The 21,199-nt window shown below is 72.4% G+C and carries 16 protein-coding genes; 13 read left to right on the forward strand and 3 right to left on the reverse strand.

Features of this window, described 5'->3' with window-relative positions:
• The 3 genes from VIG79_RS09395 to VIG79_RS09405 form a co-directional block, all read right to left on the reverse strand.
• On the reverse strand, positions 1-2,043 hold a 2,043-nt coding region (locus VIG79_RS09395), incomplete at its 3' end, for a DUF3488 and transglutaminase-like domain-containing protein (protein WP_331884905.1).
• Positions 2,040-3,341, reverse strand: coding sequence for a DUF58 domain-containing protein (locus VIG79_RS09400; protein ID WP_331884906.1), 1,302 nt, complete (start codon positions 3,339-3,341; stop codon positions 2,040-2,042). The genes VIG79_RS09400 and VIG79_RS09395, both read right to left, overlap by 4 nt.
• 7 nt (positions 3,342-3,348) lie before the next feature.
• Entirely contained in the window at positions 3,349-4,380 is a 1,032-nt protein-coding gene (locus tag VIG79_RS09405) for an AAA family ATPase (RefSeq protein WP_414672612.1), read from the reverse strand.
• Between the two features lie 485 nt (positions 4,381-4,865).
• On the opposite strand from VIG79_RS09405, the gene mraZ reads away from it, so the two are divergent.
• The 13 genes from mraZ (at position 4,866) to ftsZ (ending at position 21,156) form a co-directional block, all read left to right on the forward strand.
• Positions 4,866-5,297, forward strand: coding sequence for a division/cell wall cluster transcriptional repressor MraZ (gene mraZ, locus VIG79_RS09410; protein WP_331884932.1), 432 nt, complete (start codon positions 4,866-4,868; stop codon positions 5,295-5,297).
• A 233-nt stretch (positions 5,298-5,530) separates the two neighbouring features.
• The gene (gene rsmH, locus VIG79_RS09415) at positions 5,531-6,541 is read left to right on the forward strand and encodes a 16S rRNA (cytosine(1402)-N(4))-methyltransferase RsmH (RefSeq protein ID WP_331884907.1); all 1,011 of its coding nucleotides are present in this window, start codon (positions 5,531-5,533) and stop codon (positions 6,539-6,541) included.
• Entirely contained in the window at positions 6,538-7,092 is a 555-nt protein-coding gene (locus tag VIG79_RS09420) for a hypothetical protein (RefSeq protein WP_331884908.1), read from the forward strand. The genes rsmH and VIG79_RS09420 overlap by 4 nt, the downstream gene beginning before the upstream one ends.
• Before the next feature lie 13 nt (positions 7,093-7,105).
• A complete protein-coding gene (locus VIG79_RS09425) occupies positions 7,106-9,070 on the forward strand; it encodes a penicillin-binding protein 2 (protein ID WP_331884910.1) in 1,965 nt (654 codons plus the stop codon).
• Between the two features lie 229 nt (positions 9,071-9,299).
• Positions 9,300-10,790: a UDP-N-acetylmuramoyl-L-alanyl-D-glutamate--2,6-diaminopimelate ligase gene (locus tag VIG79_RS09430; RefSeq protein ID WP_331884912.1), complete on the forward strand. Its 1,491-nt coding sequence runs from the start codon at positions 9,300-9,302 to the stop codon at positions 10,788-10,790.
• Complete coding sequence (locus tag VIG79_RS09435) at positions 10,787-12,199, forward strand: UDP-N-acetylmuramoyl-tripeptide--D-alanyl-D-alanine ligase (RefSeq protein ID WP_331884914.1); 1,413 nt, start codon at positions 10,787-10,789, stop codon at positions 12,197-12,199. Before VIG79_RS09430 ends, VIG79_RS09435 begins: the two co-directional genes overlap by 4 nt.
• Positions 12,196-13,278, forward strand: a complete 1,083-nt coding sequence (gene mraY / locus VIG79_RS09440; protein ID WP_331884916.1) for a phospho-N-acetylmuramoyl-pentapeptide-transferase — start codon at positions 12,196-12,198, stop codon at positions 13,276-13,278. The genes VIG79_RS09435 and mraY overlap by 4 nt, the downstream gene beginning before the upstream one ends.
• A complete protein-coding gene (gene murD, locus VIG79_RS09445) occupies positions 13,275-14,837 on the forward strand; it encodes a UDP-N-acetylmuramoyl-L-alanine--D-glutamate ligase (protein ID WP_331884918.1) in 1,563 nt (520 codons plus the stop codon). The genes mraY and murD overlap by 4 nt, the downstream gene beginning before the upstream one ends.
• The gene (gene ftsW, locus VIG79_RS09450) at positions 14,834-16,135 is read left to right on the forward strand and encodes a putative lipid II flippase FtsW (RefSeq protein ID WP_331884920.1); all 1,302 of its coding nucleotides are present in this window, start codon (positions 14,834-14,836) and stop codon (positions 16,133-16,135) included. The genes murD and ftsW overlap by 4 nt, the downstream gene beginning before the upstream one ends.
• Positions 16,135-17,283, forward strand: coding sequence for an undecaprenyldiphospho-muramoylpentapeptide beta-N-acetylglucosaminyltransferase (murG, locus tag VIG79_RS09455; protein ID WP_331884922.1), 1,149 nt, complete (start codon positions 16,135-16,137; stop codon positions 17,281-17,283). The genes ftsW and murG overlap by 1 nt, the downstream gene beginning before the upstream one ends.
• On the forward strand, positions 17,280-18,785 hold the full coding sequence (gene murC / locus VIG79_RS09460; protein WP_331884924.1) for a UDP-N-acetylmuramate--L-alanine ligase: 1,506 nt from the start codon (positions 17,280-17,282) through the stop codon (positions 18,783-18,785). Before murG ends, murC begins: the two co-directional genes overlap by 4 nt.
• Positions 18,782-19,657, forward strand: a complete 876-nt coding sequence (locus tag VIG79_RS09465) for a cell division protein FtsQ/DivIB (protein WP_331884926.1) — start codon at positions 18,782-18,784, stop codon at positions 19,655-19,657. Before murC ends, VIG79_RS09465 begins: the two co-directional genes overlap by 4 nt.
• Before the next feature lie 251 nt (positions 19,658-19,908).
• Entirely contained in the window at positions 19,909-21,156 is a 1,248-nt protein-coding gene (gene ftsZ / locus VIG79_RS09470; RefSeq protein WP_331884928.1) for a cell division protein FtsZ, read from the forward strand.
• The last annotated feature ends 43 nt before the right edge of the window (positions 21,157-21,199 follow it).

A 21,199-nucleotide genomic window follows, 5' to 3' on the forward strand; every position in this document is an offset into this window, starting at 1 on the left:
GCTGGGTCGGGCCACCCCGAGGTCGCCGAGCCGGGACACCAGCTCGTCCCACTGCGCCTCGGCCAGCTCGCCGGGGCTGGCGGCCCTGGAACGACGTCGCCGGTTGACGAGGAACGCTGTGAGCGGCAGGACGAGGCTTCCGAGCAGACCCAGAATGATCGCGACGAGGAGCAGGTGCCACGGCTCGCCCAGCCACTCGCGCACGCGGTCAGTGACCGAGGTCGTTGCGGCCGTGGCCAGCCCGTCGACCTCGGGAGCTCCCGGGTCGCGGTCGGTGCTCGTCACCGAACCGGTGGCCCCGGGGTCGGTCGACGGCGCCGTCGTCGCCCCGGGTAGGGGGGCTGCGGCCGGGATCGTGTAGGTCGGCGCAGCGCCGGTGCGCACGGCCGGCGTGGGCTCGAACCGGAGCCAGCCGGCGCCCGGGAAGTACAGCTCGGGCCACGCGTGCGCGTCGGAGGAGCGCACGGTGAAGAGGCCCTCGTCCTGGGTCCCGGGCAGGAACCCGAGTGCCATGCGCGCGGGAATCCCCTTGGCCCGCGCCATCATCACCATGGTCGAGGCGAACTGGACGCAGTAGCCCGTCTTGGACTTGAGGAACCGGAGGATCGGGTCGCGGATCTGCTGGCCGTTCTCGTCGAGCACCGACTCCGGCAGCTGGAGCGAGTAGTTGAAGCCGCCGTCGGTCCGGAGCCACTTCTGGATCGCGGCTGCCGCGGCGTAGGGCGACGTCGTCCCCTCGGTGACCGTGTCGGTCACGGCGGTCAGCTGCGCCGCGATCCCGGCGTCCACGTTGGTCGAGAGCTGGACCTCGGTATCGCCGCGACCGTTGGACGCACCGGGGATGCCCGCCTGAAGCTGCTGGGACGTGGCGTCGACCTCACGGTAGGTCAGCGAGTAGGAGTCCGGGCGGGCGCGCGCATACAGGTCGCCGGTGGAGGGGTCGGCGTACCACGGGGCACCGCCGAAGTCCGTCGCGACCACCGGCGAGACGGAGGCGACGTTGGGCGGGCTCAGGTAGTTCGACTCGACCTCGACCTGGCGGTCGGTGACCGGCACCTGCGCGGAGATGACGCGGCTCTGGGTGAGCTGCTGGGTCGGCGCGCCGACCGCGCGCGGCGTCCACTGGCCGCCGACGTAGTTCGAGGCGACGACGACCCGCAGAGGCGGAGCGGTCGGCGCGGACGTGCGGTAGGTCATGACGATGTTGTCGTCGCCGCTCTGGAGGCTGCGCTCCAGGTCGACGGTCGAGTTGAAGCCGACCCGACCCTCGCGCCCGACGCTGCCGTCGTTGCGGCCTAGGCCGTCGAGGAGGTACCGCGTCGGCAGGTGCGGGACGATCGCCGGCAGCACAACGGCGGCGACGACGGCGGCGAAGCCCAGCTGCCGGGCGACGTTGCCGAAGCCCCACATGACCTGGCTCTCGACGTCGGTCTGCGCGGCCGGGGTACGCAGGCTGGCGACGGTGGTCGACCAGCGCTGGACGCGGCCCCGACCCTGCCGGGCGACGAGGACCAGCCACATGGCCGCCGCGATGACGAAGAACCACGGGGAGAGCGACGAGCCGCCGTTGGCCGCGGCGGTGAGGAAGGCCGCGAGCAGCGGGAGGCCCGCCACCCCGGGCATCTCCTCGGTGACCGCGAGGAAGTCGACGAGGATCGCCAGACCGGCGACCGCGGCGACGAGGACGAACGCCACCCCGTCGGTGACGGGGATGGGCGCGGCATAGCGCTGCATCACGGCCGCGCAGTCGGTGGCCAGCTCGACCACGCGGTTCCAGGCCTCCGGTCCCGGCAGGCCGTACCAGAGCTGGTCGGCCGCGAACATCGCGATGACCGCCCAGCCGGTGGCGACCAGCTGTCCGAACAGGACGAGGAGGCGGAACGAGGTGAGCCGGCGCAGCAGTACGCCGACGGCCGCCACTACGAGGCACGCCCAGATCGCCCGGCCCAGCCAGGTGCCGTTCTCGGTGAGGGTGGTGAGGCCGAGGACGGCCGCGACGGTGGCCGCGGCGGCGATCAGGGCGTCGACTGCGCGCGAGATCATCCGACCAGCACCCCTCGCGTGGTCAGTGCGGACCACACCTCGGGGACGCCGTCGCCCTGCCGGGCCACCGCGACCACCCAGCCCGCGGTATGAAGCAGCTCGGCGTAGGCGCTTGCCGACGGGCCCACCGGTCGACCCTTCCCACCACCACCACCGCCGCGGCCGGACGAGGTGTGCGCGCCGCGCGGCGAGTCCGCGAACGTCGCCGTGTCGAGCACGACGGCGAGCCCGCTCCCTCCCGGCTGGCGCAGTGAGGCGACCTGGCGCAACGACTCCTCGTCGCGGTCGGCGAGGACCGCCACGACCAAGCCTCCGGAGGCGGTGACCGGGTGCGCTGCTCGGACCAGCTCGGCGAGCTCCGTCTCGGGGCCGGTCTCCGCCTCGGCGAGCAGGTCGAGGGCGTGGTCGGCGTCGGTGGTCATGGCGGCCTGGCCGTCGTGGACCGTCTCCGAGCAGACGAGGTGCGTGGCGTAGCCGAGCCCGGCGAGGTGCGTGACGACAGAGGCGGCCGCGGAGACGGCCCACTCGAACGAGCTCGAGGCGCCGTGGCCCTGGTGGGCGCCGGCCCGCGGGTCGAGGAGGATCATCGCCCGGCGCCGGGCCGGCCGGTCCTCCTGGCGGACCATGAGGTCGCCCGTGCGGGCGGTGGCCGGCCAGTGGATCCGGCGGAGGTCGTCGCCGTCGCGGTACTCGCGGATCGACTGGTCGTCCTCGCCGTGCAAGGCGACCATGAACGGGATCTCGCCCTCGGCGCCCACCCCGTTGCCCGGCGGTCGACCGCCCACCAGCGGGTCGATGCGAGGCAGCACGACGATGTCGCCGGTGGCGCCGACCTCGGCGAAACGGTTGGTCAGGCCGAACGGGTCACGGAGGACCACCGTCAGGGGACCCAGCGGGTGCCGGCCGCGCAGGTGCGAGCGGACCGCATACTCGACCTGCCGGACCTCACCCGCGCCGAGCTGGCCGAGCAGGAACCGCGGCCGGTCACCGAGAGCGAGGTTGAGCCGCTCCTCGGCGAGGAGCAGGGGCGTCCGGCGAGTACCCGCGTTGGTCATCGTCACGGTGACGATGGCGCGCTCGTCCACCGCGACGCGGGACGGCGAGGTGTGCCGCTCGACCCGGAGGGACGCGCGCTGCCGGCGGGAGATCAGGCCGGTGACGATGGGCAGGACGAGCAGCAGGACGCCGACCCGGCTGATGTCGGTGAACCCGAGGCCCCACCCGGCGGCGGCCAGCGTCGTACCCGAGGCGACGAACGCCCGACCCCGTCCGGTGAGGACGTCCCGCAACCGTGCCATGACGGCGTCAGCGGTTGAACGGCGCCACGGGAACGCGGCGGAGGATCTCCCCGAGCACGTCCTGCGCCGAGCGGCGGGCCAGCTGGGCCTCGCCGCTAAGGATGAGGCGGTGTGCGAGGACCGGCATGACGATGCCCTGGACGTCGTCCGGCAGCACGTGGTCGCGGCCCTCGATCGCGGCCACCGCGCGCGAGGCCCGGAGCAGGTGCAACGTGGCGCGCGGTGACGCCCCGAGCCGCAGGTCGCTGCTCGAGCGGGTGGCCGTGCTGATGTCGACGGCGTACTGACGGATGGCCGGGCTGGCGTAGACGTCGCGGACGATGTCGATGAGCCGCGCGATGGTCGCGCCGTCGGTGACCGGCCGCATCGTCGCCAGCGGGGACGCACCGCCGTGGGTGTCGAGGATGGCGACCTCGGCACTCGGGGCGGGGTAGCCCATCGAGATCCGCGCCATGAACCGGTCGCGCTGCGCCTCGGGGAGGGGGTAGGTGCCCTCCATCTCGATCGGGTTCTGCGTGGCCATGACGATGAACGGCTTGTGCAGCTCGTAGGTCTGCCCGTCGACCGTGACCTGGCCCTCCTCCATGCTCTCCAGGAGCGCGGACTGGGTCTTGGGCGACGCGCGGTTGATCTCGTCGCCCACGACGACGTTCGCGAAGATCGCGCCCGGCCGGAACTCGAAGTCCCGCAGGTCCTGGTTGAAGACGCTGACGCCGGTGATGTCGCTGGGCAGCAGGTCGGGGGTGAACTGGATGCGCCGCACGGTGCAGTCGATGGACTTCGCGAGTGACTTGGCCAGCATCGTCTTGCCGACGCCCGGCACGTCCTCGATGAGCAGGTGTCCCTCGGCGAGGAGCACGGTGATGGCGGTCCGCACGACGTCCGGCTTGCCCTCGATGACCGACGTCATCGCCTCGGTGATCTTGCGCACCTCGGCCCGCACCTCGGCGAGCGCCTCAGGGGTGCTGCGGTAGGCGGTGTCGTGGGCGACGGATCGCGTCGCGGCCACTCCCGGCCCGCTGTCGGTCTGGTCCGTCACGTTGGTCACGCGTCCTCCGCCGGTTCTCTGCACACAGGTTCAGCACCATCGGTGACCCGGGACAGTCACGTCCGGGTTCCCCCGAGATCTTCCCCCACAACGCCCCACTTCCCCAACGGATCCCGCAGGACCGAAATCTTCGCCACCGCTCGGCTGGGCTGCGGTCGTGCTGCGGTCGTGCTGCGGTCGTGATGCAGCTCGGCTCCGGTATGCGGGGCCGGGCCCGCGCGAGCCCCGCGGGGGTGGTCCCGCGGTGGGTGCCGGAGACCGGGGCCCTCCACTGCGCTCCACCGCCCCTGACCTGCACCGTTGTGGCGGAGCCGCCCGTGGCTCGCGGTGGTTTGCTGTCGAAGTGGGGGAAAGTGGAGTACGGTGGGGAAACGCGGAGCCGACGGGCGCCGCCGGTACGTCGCAGGGGTCGAGCAGAGTCGGCGCAGGGTCGAGCAGGGTCGAGCAGGGGAGGTGGCGAGGAGGTGGCCAGACCCCTGTTCCTCGGTACCCACACCCCGCGTCTGGACGAGAAGGGCCGGCTCTTCCTGCCCGCGAAGTTCCGCGACCGGCTGGCCGACGGGCTCGTCGTGACCAAGGGTCAGGAGCGATGCCTGTTCGTCTACCCGACGGACGAGTTCGAGCGCCTCGCCACCCAGATGCAGCAGGGACCGACGTCGTCCAAGGCGGTCCGCGACTACCTGCGCGTCTTCCTCGCCGGAGCCCACGACGAGACCCCCGACCGCCAGGGCCGGCTCACCATCCCGCCGCCGTTACGCACCTACGCGGGCCTCACCCGCGAGTGCACGGTGATCGGAGCCGGCAGCCGCGTCGAGGTGTGGGACAGCGCGGCCTGGGCCGGCTACCTCGAGGCCAGCGAGCAGGCGTTCGCCGACCAGTCCGAGGAGGTGGTCCCGGGCCTCTTCTGAGGCCCCGTGCTGCCGGCAGGACCTGTGCTCCGGCCTCCAGCCGCTGCCGTCCCGGGACGACTTCCCCCGTCCCGGGCCATCGGGAGAGACAACCCGCCAGCGGATGGGGACCAGACCCCAGGTCCCGCCCGACCACAGCCCCACCGCCCCACCGCCCACCACCGCCCCAGCACCGCCTCACCCCGCCGCCGACCCGCACCGACGCATACCCGACACGACCAGAGAGCACCGGTATGGCGAAACCCCCACCCGCGCAGCGGCACCGACCCGTCCTGCGCGACCGGGTCGTCGAGCTGCTCGAGCCGGCCCTCGCCGAGCCCGGGTCCGTGTGCGTCGACGGCACCCTGGGGATGGGTGGCCACGCCGAGGGCATCCTCGAGCGCTGCCCCCAGGCCCGCGTCGTCGGGATCGACCGCGACCAGCAGGCGCTCGACCTGGCGGGGCAGCGCCTCGCGCCGTATGCGGACCGGCTCACCCTGGTCCACGCGGTGTACGACGAGTTCGCCACGGTCGTGTCGTCGCTCGGGCTGAGGACCGTGGACGCCGCCCTCTTCGACCTCGGCGTCTCGTCCCTGCAGCTCGACGAGGAGGACCGCGGCTTCGCCTACCGCGTCGACGCTCCCCTCGACATGCGCATGGACCAGGCGGACGGCCCCACCGCGGCCGACGTCCTCAACACCTACGACGTCGACGACCTGACCCGGATCCTGCGGGAGTACGGCGAGGAACGGTTCGCCCGCCCGATCGCCCGCGCCGTCGTCCAGGACCGCGTCACCGAACCGTTCACGACCTCCGGCCGGCTCGTCGAGCTGCTCCGCTCGGTCGTCCCCGCCGCCTCGCAGCGCAGCGGCGGGCACCCGGCCAAGCGGACCTTCCAGGCCCTGCGGATCGAGGTCAACCACGAGCTCGCCGCCTGGGAGAGCGCACTGCCCGCGGCGATCGACGCGCTGGCCGTGGGCGGGCGAATCGCCGTGCTCAGCTACCACTCGCTGGAGGACCGGATCACCAAGCGTGCGCTCACCGCCGGAGCGCAGTCCAGCACCCCGCCGGGGCTGCCCGTCGAGCTGCCCGAGCACGCCGCCTACCTGCGGCTGCTGACCCGCGGCGCCGAGGAGCCGAGCCCGGCCGAGGTCGCCGAGAACCCGCGCGCCGCGTCCGCGCGACTACGGGCCGCCGAACGAGTCCGTCGGACGAGTACCGCCCGGACAAGTACCGCCCGGACGACGAGGGGACATCGGGGATGAGCCAGAGCCAGCTGACCACAGCGCTTGCGCCCGCGCGCGTCGCGAGCCGCCGGCGCAGCATGCCCCGGACCGCCCCGCTCGCCCCACTGCGGGTGGTGCCCGCCGCGATCCGGCGTACCGGCAACGGGGTGTTCGCCGTCATCTGTATGACGCTGCTCGCGGCCGGCCTCGTCGCCCTGCTGATGATGAACACGGCACTGGCATCAGGCATCTATCAGCTGAAAACCCTTCAGGGCCAGTCGGGAACGCTCACCGACCAGCAGGAGCAGCTGACCCAGGTGGTCGACGACCTGCGCTCGCCGCGCAACCTGGCCGACCGGGCCCAGCAGCTCGGCATGGTGCCCGCCAAGAGCATGGCCTTCATCCGGATCTCCGACGGCTCGATCATCGGCGTGGCACAGCCGGCCAAGGACGACCAGCGCCTTAACGTCGTGACGAGCCCGGTGGCGCCACCGCCGGCACCGCCTCCGGCGCCCACCCCGAACCCGGCGGCCACCGCCAGCACACCCGCCACTCCCGCTACCGCTCCGACGCCGAACCCAACCCCGTGACGAAGGTGAACCCGTGACGCCACCGAAGCCTCCCGGCACCGGGTCGTCGGCGGGGAAGCGCACCGCACCGAAGAAACCGGCCGCCGCGCGCAAGCCGGCCGCCGCACCGAAGAAGCCGGCCGCCGCCGGGAAGCCGTCGACCCCGGCCGAGCGGCGGCGTCGCGGCGCGCTCGTCGCGAACCCGCACCGCCGCGTCCGGTTCATGCTCGTCGCGGCCATGTTCGTGTTCACCGTCTTCGCCGCCCAACTGCTCCGGGTGCAGGCGTTCGACGCCGCGACCGTGCAGGAGGCGGCGTTCGACAAGCGCGTCGTCACCGACGTCCAGCCCGCGCTGCGCGGCCAGATCCTCGACCGCAACGGCGTCGTCCTCGCGTCCAGCGTCGAGCGGAAGACGATCTACGCCGACCAGAAGGTGCTGCCGACCTACTCGCGGAAGATCGACGACACGAAGAGCGTCGTCGGCGTCGTGGGCGCCGCACAGCAGCTGGCCCCGCTGCTCGGCACGACGCCGGACGCGTTGGTGCCGCAGCTGATGGGCAACCAGTACCGCATCATCGCCAAGGACATCACGCCGATCGCCTGGCGACAGATCGCCGCCCTCGGCATCCCCGGCATCTACAGCGAGCCGACGACCAGCCGCGTCTACCCCGCGGGGATGAGCACCGCGCCCCTGGTCGGGTTCGTCCAGAAGGACGGCACCGCCGGCGGCGGGGTCGAGGTCATGACCGACGGCGCCCTCAAGGGCACGCCCGGCAAGGTCGTCTACCAGCGGGCCCAGGACGGGACCGCCATCCCGGGGACGGACGAGGTCGACCAGCCGACGGTCAACGGCTCCGACGTCCGGCTGACCATCGACGCCGACCTGCAGTGGTACGCCCAGAACCAGATTGCCAACATGGTGACGCAGAGCCAGGCCCTGTCCGGCTACGTCGTGGTCCAGGAGGTCAAGACCGGCAAGCTGCGCGCGGTGGCGTCGTACCCCACCTACGACCCGGTGGACGTCGGCAAGACCGGAGCTGACGCGCTCGCGAACCACGCGTTCCAAGACGTCTACGAACCGGGTTCCACCGGCAAGGTCATGTCGATGTCGGCGGCCATCGAGGAGAAGGTCGTCCAGCCGACGACTCAGCTCATCGTCCCCAACCGGCTGCCCCGCTCCGACACCTCGTTCAAGGACGACGTCGACCACCCGACGCTGAACCTCACGGTCGCGGGCGCCCTCGCGATGTCGAGCAACATCGGCACAATGCTGGCGACCGAGAAGGTCGCGCCGCAGACGATGTACGACTACTTCCGCAAGTTCGGCGTCGGCTCGAAGTCCGGCGTCGGGTGGCCGGGTGAGTCCGCGGGCCTCCTCGCGAAGCCCGAGGACTGGAGCGGTTCGCAGCGCTACACCCTCCTGTTCGGGCAGGGCTACTCCCTCAACGCGATCCAGGCCGCAGGGGTCTACCAGACCATCGCGAACGGCGGCGTCCGCATCCCGCCGAGCCTCGTCGAGGGCACCACCGACGCCGACGGCAAGGTGACGCCCGCCGCGCCGCAGCAGGGCGTCCGGGTGGTCTCCAAGGACACCGCGACCAAGGTCAGCCAGATGCTCGAGGAGGTCGTCGGCCCGCACGGCACCGGCCTCAAGGCCAAGATCGACGGGTACCGGGTGGCCGGCAAGACCGGCACGGCGGACCGCTACGACGCCTCCGCGGGGGGCTACAGCGGCTTCACCGCCTCGTTCATCGGGTATGCGCCGGCGGACGACCCGCAGTACGTCGTCGCCGTGACGCTGCAGCGTCCGGTCCAGGGCCACTTCGGCGGGCAGCTCGGTGCTCCGGTGTTCAAGGACGTCATGACCTACGCGCTGCAGAAGGCGCAGATCCCGCCCACCAACTCGGCCGCACCGGTGATCCCGCTCAACTCGGCGGACGCGGCCTGGGACCCCAACGACCCGGCGGTCCTCAACGGTGAGAAGAAGCGCACCCGGTAGCCTCGCCAGCGTGTCGTCCCCCCGCCCCACGTCGGTCGCGGCGGTGGCCCTGGGGGAGGTCGCTGCGCTGGTCGGGGCCCCTGTCCCGACCGTGGAGGCACGGCCGGACCCAGCGGAGCCGAGGACGAGCGAGGTGGAGCCACGGTCGGGGTGGGCGGGGCCGAGGACGAGCGAAGGGGAGCCACGGTCGGAGTCGGCGGAGCCGAGGACGAGCGAAGGACCTGACGGGGTGCGGCTCAGCGGGGTGAGCCTCGACTCGCGCACGGTGCAGCCCGGCGACCTGTATGCGGCGCTGCCGGGCTTCGTCGCCCACGGCGGCTCGTTCGCCCGGCAAGCGGTCGACGCCGGCGCCCTGGCGCTGCTCACCGACCCGATGGGGGCCGAGCTGGCCGGTGACGTCACCGTCCCCGTGCTCGTGGTCGCCGACCCACGAGCCGTCCTCGGCGACGTGGCCGCTCTGGTCTACGGGCAGGCCGCCCGTGACCTCACCCTGGTCGGGATCACCGGCACCAACGGCAAGACGACGACCGCTTACCTGGTCGAGTCGGGCCTGCGCGCGCTCGGCGAGACGACCGGCCTCCTCGGCACGGTCGAGACGCGGGTGGGGGGGACCCGGATCAAGTCGGTTCGCACCACTCCGGAGGCGACCGACCTGCACGCCCTGTTCGCCGTGATGAGGGAGGCGGGTGCGGCCGACGTCGTCATGGAGGTCTCGAGCCACGCGCTCGCCCAGCACCGCGTCGACGGCGCGGTCTTCGACGTCGCCCTGTTCACCAACCTCTCGCAGGACCACCTCGACTTCCACGAGACGATGGAGGACTACTTCGGGGCGAAGGCGTCACTGTTCACGCCCGAGCACTCCCGCCGGGGTGTCGTCTGCGTCGACGACGAGTGGGGCGTGCGGCTGGCCCGCGAGGCGACCGTGCCGGTCGTCACGGTCGGGTCGCACCTCGGATCGGAGGCGAGCTGGGTCGTGCGCCATCGGGACTGGCCCCTCTTCACCCTCTCGGGACCCGCCGGCCGGGTCGAGCTCCAGTGCCATCTGCCGGGTGACTTCAACATCGTCAACACGGCACTCGCCGCCGTCTGCCTGCTCGAGCTCGGCCACTCCCTCGACCAGGTCGCGGAGGCCCTCCGGCAGGAACCGGTCGTGCCGGGGCGCATGGAGGTCGTCACCGGCAGGCATCCCGACACGGACCGCGACCCGCGCTGCGTCGTCGACTACGCACATACCCCCGACGCCGTCGAGGCCGCCCTGCGCGCCCTGCGGCCGTCGACGCCGGGACGGCTGGTCGTCGTCCTCGGTGCCGGCGGCGACCGCGACCGCGGGAAGCGGCGGGCCATGGGCGCTGCCGCGCGGACCTGGGCCGACGACGTCGTCGTCACCGACGACAACCCTCGCTCCGAGGACCCGGCCGGCATCCGGTCCGAGGTCCTCGCGGGCGCCAGTGTCGGCCCTGGGGGCGGCGGCCGCCCGGACCACGGCGTCCGCAACACCCCCGCTCCAGCCCGGTCCCGGGCCGGTCGGGGCGAGGCGATCGCCGAGGCCGTGCAGCTGGCCCGGCGCACCGGACGCGCCGCGGACAACACCGTGCTCGTCCTCGGGAAGGGGCACGAGACCGGCCAGGAGATCGGCGGCGTCGTGCACGCTTTTGACGATCGGGACGCTCTCCGGGCAGCCTTGGACGGCCTCGTCTACCGACCGGAAGCGATCGAATGATCCCGATCACCCTGCGGGATGTCGCCACGCTCACCGGCGGTTCGCTCCATCCCGACGCCGGCCGTGCCGGCGACATCGTCGTCGACGGGCCCGTGGTCACGGACTCCCGCGAGGCGGGGCCCGGCTCCCTCTATGTGGCCCGGGTCGGCAAGCACGCCGACGGGCACGCGTATGCGGGTTCGGCGCGCGACCGCGGTGCGGTGGCCGCCCTGAGCAGTCGCGCCCTCGAGGAGCTGCCCGGGGTCGTGGTCGAGGACGTCCAGACCGCTTTGGGCCGGGTCGCGCGCGGGGTTGTTGACCGGGCGACCGACCTCACGGTCGTCGCGGTCACCGGGTCGTCCGGCAAGACGTCGACCAAGGACCTCCTCGCTCAGGTGCTCGACACCGCCGGACCGACCGTCGCACCGGTGAACTCGCTCAACGGCGAGATCGGCGTCCCCCTCACGGTGTGCCGCGTCACGTCCGAGACCCGTTTCCTCGTCGCCGAGATGGGGGCGCGGGGGATCGGGCACCTCGCCTACCTGACGTCGATCGCGCCGCCGGACGTCGCGATCGTCCTCAACGTCGGCGTCGCACACGTCGGGGAGTTCGGCTCGCGGGAGGCGGTCGCCCAGGCCAAGGGCGAGCTGGTGGAGGCGTTGCGGCCAGAGGGACTCGCGGTCCTCAACGCCGACGACCCCAACGTCGCGACGATGCGCTCCCGCACGCAGGCGCGGGTGGTGACGGTGGGCACGTCGGTCGACGCGGACATCCGGGCCGTCGACGTCCGGCTCGACGCCCTCGGTCGCGCGGCGTTCACGGTGGAGGCCGCGACGGGTCGGGCCGAGGTCCGGCTTCTGGTCTCCGGCGCGCACCAGGTCGGCAACGCCCTCGCGGTCGTCGCCGCGGCCCGTGAGTGCGGCATGGACCTCGACGCCGTGGCGAGCGCACTGTCCGGGGCCCGGCCGACCAGCCGCTGGCGGATGGAGGTCCACGAGCGACCGGACGGGGTGACCGTCGTCAACGACGCCTACAACGCCAACCCCGACTCGATGCACGCCGCGCTCGAGGCGCTGCGCGCCATCGGCCACGGACCGGGCGCTCCCCGCCGCACCTGGGCGGTCCTGGGCGAGATGCTCGAGCTGGGCGACCTGACCCGCACCGAGCACGAACGGGTCGGCGGCTGGGCGGCCCAGTCGGGGACCGACCGGCTCGTCGTCGTCGGCCCGGGCGCCGCGGCCATCGCCGACGGCGCCGCAGCGGTTGCCGGCGCCGGCACCGAGGTGCACCGGGTCGAGAATGCCGACGCCGCATACGCGCTCCTGCAGTCGGAGCTGGTCGCCGGCGACGTCGTCCTGCTGAAGTCCAGCCGCGACGCCGGCCTTCGCTGGCTTGGTGACCGGCTGGTCGGGATCGCGGTGCCCGCGTGAAGGCTGTCCTCATCTCCGGAGCCGTGGCTCTGGTCGCGGCCCTGCTCGGGACCCCGATGTTCATCCGCTTCCTCGTCAAGCGGGGCTACGGGCAGTTCATCCGCGACGACGGTCCGACGTCGCACCACACCAAGCGCGGCACGCCCACGATGGGCGGCGCGATCATCCTCGGGGCGGTGCTGGTCGCCTACCTCGCTGCCCACCTGGCCACCCTGCAGCTGCCGACGATGAGCGCCCTGCTCGTCCTGTTCCTCATGACCGGGCTCGGGATCATCGGGTTCGTCGACGACTTCATGAAGATCTCGAAGCAGCGCAGCCTCGGCCTGCGCTCGAAGCAGAAGCTGGCGGGCCAGATCGCCGTTGGCGTCGTCTTCGCGGTGCTTGCCCTGAACTTCCGCAACGACCAGTTCCGTACTCCCGCCTCGCCGTTCATCTCGTTGGTCCGTGACACCCACATCAACCTGGCGTTCGCCGGCACCATCGGCGGGGTGCTCCTGTTCGTCATCTGGGCGAACATCATCATCGCGGGCACGTCCAACGGGGTGAACCTCACCGATGGGCTCGACGGGCTCGCCGCCGGCGTCTCGACGATGGTGCTCGGCGCCTACGTCCTCATCGGCATCTGGACCTCGAACCAGAACTGCCAGACCAACCCGGGCATCAAGTGCTACGAGGTCCGTGACAGCCTCGACCTCGCCGTCGTGGCCGTGGCCGGGATGGGTGCCTGCTTCGGGTTCCTCTGGTGGAACGCCTCGCCGGCCAAGATCTTCATGGGCGACACCGGGTCCCTCGGGCTGGGCGGCCTCATCGCCGGGCTGGCGATCTGCACGCGCACCGAGCTGCTCGTGGTCGTCCTCGCCGGCCTCTTCGTCCTCGAGGTCGTCTCGGTGATGGCCCAGGTCGCGTCGTTCAAGCTCACCGGTAGACGGATCCTTCGGATGGCCCCGCTCCATCATCATTTCGAGCTCGTCGGCTGGAACGAGATCACCGTCGTGATCCGGTTCTGGATCATCGCCGGGCTCTTCGCCGCCCTCGGACTCGGAATCTTCTACGCCGAGTGGGTGGTGGGGTCGTCGTGAACGGCGACCTCACCGGCAGGCCGGACGAGGCGGACTCCAACGACTACGAGCCGCGCCCCGGTCTGACGCACCGCGACGCCGACTGGTCAGGGCTGCGGGTCCTCGTCGCGGGACTGGCGGTCAGCGGGTTCGCCGCCGCCGACGCGCTCGCCGAGCGCGGAGCGGTCGTCACCGTCGTCGACGGCAAGGGCGCGGGGGAGTCGCAGGCCAACGACGAGCGCGCCGACATCCTCGACATCCTCGGCGTCACCGTCCGGCAGGGCGAGGAGCACACGGCGGGTATGCCGGCCGAGGACGTCGACCTCGTCGTCACCTCTCCGGGATGGCGGCCCGACCAGCCGATGCTCCTCGAGGCGGCCGCGCGCGGCATCCCGGTGTGGGGCGAGGTCGAGCTGGCCTGGCGGATGCGGGCGAAGAACGGGGCCGCGCCGTGGCTCACCGTCACGGGCACCAACGGCAAGACGACGACGGTCAACATGCTCGCGTCGATCCTGCGGGCGGCCGGCCTGCGGGCCACCAGCGCCGGGAACGTCGGGACGCCCATCCTCGAGGCGGTGCTGCACCCGCAGCCGTTCGACGTCATCGCCGTGGAGCTGTCCAGCTTCCAGCTGCACTGGCAGCGCTCGGTGTCGCCGGTCGCGTCGGCCTGCCTCAACGTCGCGCCGGACCACCTCGACTGGCACGGCTCGTTCGAGGAGTACCTGCGGGCCAAGGGCCGCGTCTACCAGCACACCCACATCGCGTGCGTCTACAACGTCGCCGACCCGCTGACCGAGCAGCTGGTCATGGAGGCCGAGGTCGTCGAGGGCTGCCGGGCGATCGGGTTCACGCTGGGGGTCCCCGCGATCTCGATGCTGGGCCTCGTCGACGACGTGCTGGCCGACCGCGCCTTCGTCGAGACCCGGCAGAACTCGGCGGCCGAGCTCGGGACGCTGCGCGACCTCCAGGGCGACGCGCCGAGCATCGCGCCCCACTACGTCGCGAACGCGCTGGCCGCTGCCGCGCTCGCTCGCGCATACGGCGTGGGGCCGTTGTCGGTCCGGGACGGGCTGCGGTCCTTCCGTCCCGACCCGCACCGCATCGCCGATGTCGAGACTGTCGACGGCATCCGGTTCGTCAACGACTCCAAGGCCACCAACCCGCACGCGGCGTCGGCGTCCCTGCGGTCGTTCGACAACGTCGTGTGGATCGCCGGCGGCCTGCTCAAGGGCGCGACGGAGGCGCAGCTCGACGAGCTGGTCACCTCGGTGCGGGACCGGCTGCGCGCAGTGGTCCTCCTCGGTGCCGACCGGATGCGGATCGCCGAGGCACTGGCCCGACACGCGCCCGACGTCCCGGTCGTCGACGTCGGTTCGTCGGAGACTGTGGACGTGACCTTCAGCCCGGGTGTCGACGTGATGGACGACGTGGTCGCCCGGGCCGCCGCGCTGGCGGTTGCGGGCGACGTCGTCCTGCTTGCGCCCGCCGCGGCGTCGATGGACATGTTCGCCAACTACGGCGCTCGCGGCGACGCCTTCGAGGCGGCAGTGCGCCGCTGGGCCGAGGGCCCGCGTCGATGACGAGCACGGCGACCCGTCCGCCGACGCGTTCGGTCAAGGCCGGGTCGAACGGCTCGAGCGGATCCACGGACGGGGCCCAGGGCTCGGGCCTGCTGCACCGGGCGCTGCCGTTCCTCGCGCGCCTGGAGTCGCCGGTCACCTCCTACTACGTGCTGCTCGGAACGACGGTGATCCTCGTCGTCATCGGCCTCGTCATGGTCCTGTCCGCGTCGATGATCACGTCCTACCGCGACGACGGCTCGACGTTCAGCGTGTTCCTCGACCAGGCCAAGTTCGCCGCGATCGGCGTCGTCGGCGCGATCGTCGCGGCGTACGTCCCGGTGCGGTGGTACCGCCGGCTGGCCCTGCCCGCCCTGCTCGGCGCACTCGCGCTGCAGGTGCTGGTGTTCACGTCGTTCGGCGTCTCCGTCAACGGCAACCGCAACTGGGTCCGCCTGCTGCCCGGCGTGCAGCTCCAGCCGTCCGAGCTGGTCAAGCTGGGGCTCATCCTCGTCGGCGCCGCGATCCTGTCGCGCAAGCGGAAGCTGCTCGTCCGCCTCAAGCACGTCGTCGTCCCGTTCCTCGTCCCGATCGTCCTCGTCACCGTCGGGCTGGTGCTCATGGGCCACGACCTCGGGACGGCGTTGATCCTCATCGGGATCGTCGCGGCCCTGCTGTTCGTGTCCGGCGTCCCGGCGCGGTTCTTCGTCCTCGCCGCCGCCGTGTTCGCCGTGGTCGCAAGCGGGTTCGTCGTGACCAACCAGAACCGGATGGACCGGATCACCTCGTGGCTCGGCAACTGCGACACCTCCGACGGCACCTGCTACCAGTCGATCCACGGCTTGTACGCGCTGGCCGACGGCGGCTGGTGGGGCGTCGGTCTCGGGGCCAGCAAAGAGAAGTGGAGCTGGCTCCCCGAGGCCCACAACGACTTCATCTTCGCCATCATCGGCGAGGAGCTCGGGCTGCCGGGCACGCTGGTCATCCTTGTCCTGTTCACCCTGCTCGGTTGGGCCTGCTACCGGCTCGTCCAGCGTTCGCGCGACCAGTTCGTCCGCGTCGCGACGGCCGGCGTCATGGCCTGGATCCTCCTGCAGGCGATCATCAACATCGGCGCGGTGATCGGGCTGCTGCCGGTCATCGGCGTCCCGCTGCCGCTGGTGTCGGCGGGCGGGTCCGCGCTGGTCACCACCCTGCTCGCTCTCGGCATGCTCCTCTCCTTCGCCCGCAACGAACCCGGCGCCCGCGCGATCCTCGCGGCCCGTCCGGGTGTCGTCCGCCGGTCGCTCGCGGTACTGCCGAGTCGCAGGAAGCGCTGATGGGCGCCGCTCCCGGGCCCTCGTCGGTGCTGTTGGCCGGTGGAGGCTCGGCCGGTCACGTCTCCCCGCTGCTGGCCCTCGCCGACGCCCTGCGCCGACGCAACCCCGAGGTGGCCGTGACGGCCCTCGGGACCGAGACCGGGTTGGAGGCGCGGCTCGTACCGGCGCGCGGGTACGAGCTTCGCTACGTCCCCCGGGTTCCGTTGCCTCGTCGTCCCGACCCGGCGATGCTGCGACTGCCGGGTGCCCTGCGCGGAGCCGTCGCCGCCGCGCGTCAGGCGATCGACGAGAGCGGTGCCGAGGTCGTCGTCGGGTTCGGTGGCTACGTGTCGACGCCCGCCTACCTGGCGGCCCGGCAGCGCCGCATCCCGATCGTCGTGCACGAGCAGAACGCGCGCGCCGGGCTGGCCAACCGGGTGGGCGCGCGGATGACCCCGTTCGTCGCCACGACGTTCCGCGGCACGGTGCTGCCGCACGCCTCGGTGCTCGGTATGCCGCTGCGCCGGGAGGTCTCGCAGCTCGACCGGGCGGCCCGACGCGACGAGGGGATGACGGCGTTCGGGCTGGACCCGCAGTGGCCCACCATCCTCGTCACCGGTGGTTCCCTCGGTGCACAACGGCTCAACACGTCGTTCGCCTCCCGCGCCGCCGAGCTCAGCGCGGCCGGCCTCCAGGTGCTGCACGTGACCGGCGCGGGCAAGGAGTTCGAACCGGAGCGCCCCGACATCGGCGCGCCCTACGTCGTGGTGCCCTACGCCGACCGCATGGAGCTGGCCTACGCCGCGGCGGACCTCGTCGTCTGCCGGTCGGGCGCCAACACCGTCTGCGAGCTCACCGCCGTCGGCCTCCCCGCCGTCTACGTTCCGCTCCCGATCGGCAACGGGGAGCAGCGGTTCAACGCGGCCGACGTCCTCGCCGCCGGTGGTGGTCTCCTCGTCGAGGACGCGGCGTTCACGCCCGAGTGGATCACCGACAACGTCGTCCCTCTCGCCGGCGACGGCGAGCGGCTGTTCGCGATGGGTTCGGCTGCCGCCTCCGTCGGACAGCGCGACGCCGACGACGCGTTGGCCGACATGGTCCACCGCGCGTATGCGTCCCGTCCGGCTCCTCGGGCGGATGCTGTTGGCGGACAAGGCGGCTCGGCATGACCCTGCCGCAGACCCGGTTCGACTTCCTCGCCGAGGTCCCCGCGGCCGAGGACCTGGGTCGAGTGCACTTCGTCGCGATCGGCGGCGCCGGGATGTCCGGGGTCGCGCGGATCCTGCTGGCCAAGGGCGTGCCGGTGAGCGGTTCCGACGCCCGCGAGTCGACCCTCCTGCACGCGCTCGCGGCCGAGGGGGCGTCCGTGCACGTCGGCCACGACGCCGGCCTCGTCGACGACGCCGACACCGTCGTCATCTCCTCGGCCATCCGTGACGACAACCCCGAGCTGCGGGCCGCGCACACCAAGGGACTGCCCGTCCTGCACCGCGCCCAGGCGCTCGCCGCCACGATGGGCGGGTCGCGCCGGGTCGCCGTCGCGGGAGCGAACGGCAAGACCACGACGACCTCGCTGCTCACCGTCGCACTGCAGGCCTGTGGGGTCGACCCGTCCTTCGCCGTCGGAGGCGAGCTGGCGAAGCACGGGACCAACGCGCACCTCGGGACCGGCGACGTGTTCGTCGTCGAGGCCGACGAGAGTGACGGGTCGTTCCTGGTCTACCGGCCCGAGGTGGCGATCGTCACCAGCGTGCAGGCCGACCACCTCGACTTCTACGGCGACCTCGCGACGGTCGAGGAGGCATACCGGGCCTTCGTCGGCACGATCGTCAAGGGTGGACTCCTCGTCGCGTGTGCCGACGACCAGGGGGCGAAGGCGCTGGCGGAGGTCGCGCGCTCGCAGGGGATCCGGGTGCTGACCTACGGCGAGTCGGCCGACGCCGACGCGCGCCTGTCCGGTGAGGTGCACCGCGGGCTGGCCTGGTCCGCCGTCGTGACCATGGACGGGCTGGAGCACCGGCTGCGGCTGCTCGTCCCCGGCCATCACAACGTCCTCAACGCGACCGCCGCATTTGTCGCGGCCGCCGCTGGGCTCGACCAGGACCCGGAACTGGTGCTGGCCGGCCTGGCGTCCTTCAGCGGCACGCGGCGGCGGTTCGAGCCGAAGGGTCGCGCCGCCGGGGTCCAGGTCGTCGACGACTACGCCCACAACCCCGGCAAGGTGGCGGCCGTCGTCGAGACGGCCACCCAGCTGGTCGCGGACGCCGGGTCCGGCCGGCTCGTCGTCGTCTTCCAGCCGCACCTCTACTCACGGACGCGCGACTTCGCCCCGGAGCTCGGCGCCGGGCTCGCCGCCGCCGACGTCGTCGTCGTGATGGACGTGTATGCCGCGCGTGAGGACCCGCAGCCGGGCGTCTCCGGGCGGCTCGTCGCGGACGCCGTGCGGGCGGCACGGGCGGACGCCGACGTGCGCTACGTGCCGTCCTGGGCCGCCGTGCCGGGGGTGGTCGCCGGACTGCTCCGGCCCGGCGACCTGCTCCTCACCGTGGGGGCCGGTGACGTGACGATGATCGGGCCGGAGGTGCTCTACCGGCTGGAGCGGGGCGAGGTCGACGAGGTGGATGAGGGCGCCGCACGGTCGGGGCGCGACGGGAAAGGACAGCAGCGATGAGCGAGCGACCCAGATGGCTCACCGAGGCGGCCCGTTCGGGCTCGGCCGTCGACGAGGCCCCGGAGCCGCGGCCCGGCGCCGGGCCCGGAGGGCATGGATCCCGGCCGGCCCGACGGCTGGGACGGCTGCGTCGGGGCGCGGCGCGGCGGTCCGGTGGGGACCTCTCCCGGGTGCGCTTCGAACGGCGCGCCGCGTCCGTTCGCCGTCGACCCAAGACGCTGTTGGCGGTGGTCGCCGGTCTGGTCGTCCTCCTCGGCGTGCTCGTCTGGCTGGTGGGGTTCAGCTCGGTGCTGGCCACCCGGTCGGTGACCGTGACCGGCCTCGGCGACCCGGGGGAGCAGCAGGTCGTCGTGGCCGCCGCGGCGGTGCCCATCGGTACGCCGCTGGCCCGGGTCGACACCGGCGGTGCCGTCGACCGCGTCGCCAAGATCCCGACCGTGGCCTCGGTGTCGGTGAACCGGTCGTGGCCGTCGACGGTGGTTCTCTCGGTCCAGCGCAAGGTCCCGGTCCTGGCCATCAAGAACCCTCAAGGTCAACTACAGGTTGTAGATGCGTCCGGTGTCCCGTTCGAGGTCGTGAGCGCGTTGCCGGCCGGGGTGGCCCAGGTCAACGCTGCGTCCGACGTGCCCGACCCGGAGGGGATCCGGGCCGCCATCTCGATCTTGCAGCTGTTGTCGCCGGAGCGGCGCGCCCAGGTCTCGGGGGTCACGGTGACCAGCGCCGACCTGGTCACGCTCCAGCTGGGCCCGGTGAGCGTGGTCTGGGGCGGGATCGGCGACGGGCCCAAGAAGCTGGCCGTCCTCGAGGCGCTCCTGCGGACCAACCCGGCGGTCGTCGACGTCAGCGCGCCGGACACGCCCATCACCCGTTGACCGGCTGAGGACTTCGAGTCCCACCAGCCCCATTCGCCCCGTCCGTCACCGATCAGGGCTCGGGCAGCATGAATCTGCGGAGAAGCTCGAGGACACGCCGCCGCGTTGTTTGATCGGGGTGGGGCTTCCGCATACCGTCGGGCACCAGTGAGACCGGTACGTGATCTAACCATCAGGTAGACATTTAGGCTTCGCGACACACCGCATTCGACAACATCAGACACATTTCTCGCTGAGGAAGGCCCACGCTCGTGGCTGCAGACCCGCACAACTACCTGGCCGTCATCAAGGTCGTCGGCATCGGCGGCGGCGGTGTCAACGCCATCAACCGGATGATCGAGGTCGGCCTCAAGGGCGTCGAGTTCATCGCCATCAACACCGACGCCCAGGCCCTGCTGATGAGCGACGCCGACGTCAAGCTCGACGTGGGCCGCGAGCTCACCCGTGGGCTCGGCGCCGGCGCCGACCCCGAGGTCGGCAAGAAGGCCGCCGAGGACCACGCCGAGGAGATCGAGGAGGTCCTCAAGGGGGCCGACATGGTCTTCGTCACCGCCGGCGAGGGCGGCGGCACCGGTACCGGCGGCGCACCGGTCGTGGCGCGGATCGCCCGCGGCCTCGGCGCCCTCACGATCGGCGTCGTGACCCGGCCGTTCACCTTCGAGGGCCGTCGACGGGCGAACCAGGCCGAGTCCGGCATCGCCGGTCTCCGGGAGGAGGTCGACACCCTCATCGTCATCCCGAACGACCGGCTGCTGTCGATCAGCGACCGGAGCGTCTCGATGATGGACGCGTTCCGCAGCGCCGACCAGGTGCTGCTCTCCGGTGTCCAGGGCATCACCGACCTCATCACCACCCCGGGCCTGATCAACCTCGACTTCGCCGACGTCAAGTCGGTCATGCAGGGCGCGGGCTCGGCCCTCATGGGCATCGGCTCCTCGCGGGGCGAGGACCGGGCGGTCCAGGCGGCCGAGCTGGCGATCTCCTCGCCGTTGCTCGAGGCCAGCATCGACGGCGCCCACGGGGTGCTGCTCTCCATCTCCGGCGGGTCCGACCTCGGGCTGTTCGAGATCAACGAGGCGGCCCGGCTGGTCCAGGAGGCGGCCCACCCGGAGGCCAACATCATCTTCGGCGCGGTCATCGACGACGCCCTCGGCGACGAGGTCCGGGTCACCGTCATCGCGGCCGGGTTCGACGGCGGCGGTCCGGTCAAGCGCGGCGACGACCGGGCGCTCGGCAGCATCCAGACCGGTCGCTCCGCGGCGACCAACGGCGCGACCAACGGCGCGACCAACGGGTCGTCGACCAACGGCTCGCACTCGGCTCCGGCCCAGCCGCGGCCCGCGGTGCAGCCGGTCCGCGAGGAGCCGGTGCCGGCCGGGGTCACCAGTGGGTCCTCGGCCGAGGGGCCCCGGCCGGCCGGCCAGCCCCTCCAGAAGCCGCCGCACACGGTGACGTTCGACGACGCTGACGACCTCGACGTGCCGGACTTCCTCAAGTAGCAGCGCGACAACGAAGCGCCGGGCCCCGACGGGCCCGGCGCTT

It is taken from the genome of Lapillicoccus sp., from assembly GCF_036559105.1.
Classification (GTDB): Bacteria; Actinomycetota; Actinomycetes; order Actinomycetales; family Dermatophilaceae; genus Lapillicoccus.

What these genes read in the sequence shown, in the direction of transcription:
- VIG79_RS09400 (WP_331884906.1), bottom strand. Translation starts at nt 3,341, where the DNA reads ATGGCACGGTTGCGGGACGTCCTCACCGGACGGGGTCGGGCGTTCGTC.
- murG (WP_331884922.1), top strand. Translation starts at nt 16,135, where the DNA reads ATGGGCGCCGCTCCCGGGCCCTCGTCGGTGCTGTTGGCCGGTGGAGGC.
- rsmH (WP_331884907.1), top strand. Translation starts at nt 5,531, where the DNA reads ATGGCGAAACCCCCACCCGCGCAGCGGCACCGACCCGTCCTGCGCGAC.
- VIG79_RS09465 (WP_331884926.1), top strand. Translation starts at nt 18,782, where the DNA reads ATGAGCGAGCGACCCAGATGGCTCACCGAGGCGGCCCGTTCGGGCTCG.
- murC (WP_331884924.1), top strand. Translation starts at nt 17,280, where the DNA reads ATGACCCTGCCGCAGACCCGGTTCGACTTCCTCGCCGAGGTCCCCGCG.
- ftsW (WP_331884920.1), top strand. Translation starts at nt 14,834, where the DNA reads ATGACGAGCACGGCGACCCGTCCGCCGACGCGTTCGGTCAAGGCCGGG.
- VIG79_RS09420 (WP_331884908.1), top strand. Translation starts at nt 6,538, where the DNA reads ATGAGCCAGAGCCAGCTGACCACAGCGCTTGCGCCCGCGCGCGTCGCG.
- VIG79_RS09435 (WP_331884914.1), top strand. Translation starts at nt 10,787, where the DNA reads ATGATCCCGATCACCCTGCGGGATGTCGCCACGCTCACCGGCGGTTCG.